This is a genomic window from Mesorhizobium sp. B1-1-5, from assembly GCF_006443065.1.
GTDB lineage: Bacteria > Pseudomonadota > Alphaproteobacteria > Rhizobiales > Rhizobiaceae > Mesorhizobium.
On the sequence record NZ_VFWS01000569.1, the window covers coordinates 1 to 1,124 of the forward strand.

At 57.8% G+C, this 1,124-nt stretch carries 3 protein-coding genes; all 3 read left to right on the top strand.

All coding sequences use genetic code 11. The features are described from left to right. Positions 1 to 413: hypothetical protein (locus tag FJ980_RS33360; protein ID WP_210243787.1), on the top strand; the 413-nt coding region annotated here is incomplete at its 5' end. Continuing rightward, positions 413 to 904: a hypothetical protein gene (locus tag FJ980_RS33365; protein ID WP_140524751.1), complete on the top strand. Its 492-nt coding sequence runs from the start codon at positions 413 to 415 to the stop codon at positions 902 to 904. The genes FJ980_RS33360 and FJ980_RS33365, both read left to right, overlap by 1 nt. A 3-nt stretch (positions 905 to 907) precedes the next feature. Continuing rightward, positions 908 to 1,124: hypothetical protein (locus FJ980_RS33370; protein WP_140547641.1), on the top strand; the 217-nt coding region annotated here is incomplete at its 3' end.

Here is a 1,124-nt window from a genome sequence, read left to right on the forward strand (position 1 = left end):
GCTCTGTAAGGGACGCCACAATGACCGACATTGTCGATATTCGTAACCGCTACATCGAAGAACTTCGCCGGGTGCTGCCCGCGCTGCAGGCATGGTGGGACAAGATGGAAGCCGATGAAGGCGAAGTGGTCTGGAAGCGTTGGCCAACCGGCCTGGCCGGGCACCCGCGGGTGCTGGGGATCTTCCGCAAATATTATCTCCAGATTGACGACATGAATCGCGAACAATCAATGCCGGAAGAGGAGCCGGCTGAGAAATGGGGCATCGATAGCATGGGTGAGGAAATTGGGTTCGTGCGTCCCGCCGATGTCCTTCTTTTCGATCTCCCGTCATTCGAGCCTGATCTCACCGACGTCACGGAAGGCATCTGCTTTCTGCCGATCGCGCTCAACGAGAAAGACGAGGTGGTCTGATGGCTCCGCTGATTACGCTTTACGACAACGATCTCGGCACGCGCCGTTTGCTGACGCAACCGCGTTATGTCGCGCCAGTTGGGGATATTCGTGTGGCCCGCGGGCTGGACGAAGCAAGCACCATGCATCAGACCTTGTTCGGCGAGTATTTGTCGGATCTTAAGGACGCCTACGACATCGCCACGTCATGGTGGGCAGGCATCATCGTCTCGGAGGAAGAGCGTCACGGTAGCCGCGAAAAGGCACTGGAAGAAGCTTTCAACGCTCGCGTCGCTGGAGCGGCCTCCAACCCACACGTCGTCTGGGTCGTGCGTCGCTACTGGCTGAAATGCGTGACGGTGAATGTCAAGGCCGGAGAAGCCGAAGGGGTCGCGGCAGAGACCTTTTTGCTGCAATGGTTGATCGATGCTGGCGAGACGAATCCAGCAAAGCTGATCGCCTGCATGCCTTATTGGCCGATCGGCCTGGACGAGAACGGGGCCTGGTGCTGATCCATGACATTCGCTGTCTGGATCGAGAATCGCACGCCGTTCGTTGCCGGTACGTGTGTGCAAACGAATGCCGATGGCAATGAGGTGTTCCTCGCCGTTTTCTCGGCCAGCTTTGATATGCTAAAAAACGCGACGCAGTTTCAGCCGGCATCGGAGCAATTGCCGGTAAGCTTTGGCGACGTGCCGTTCGGGGATCCTGCCTATTCGTCAACCCGCTATG

Bases quoted from the DNA above. Each gene is read 5' to 3' on its own strand.
- FJ980_RS33365 (WP_140524751.1), top strand. From the start codon at position 413: ATGGCTCCGCTGATTACGCTTTACGACAACGATCTCGGCACGCGCCGT.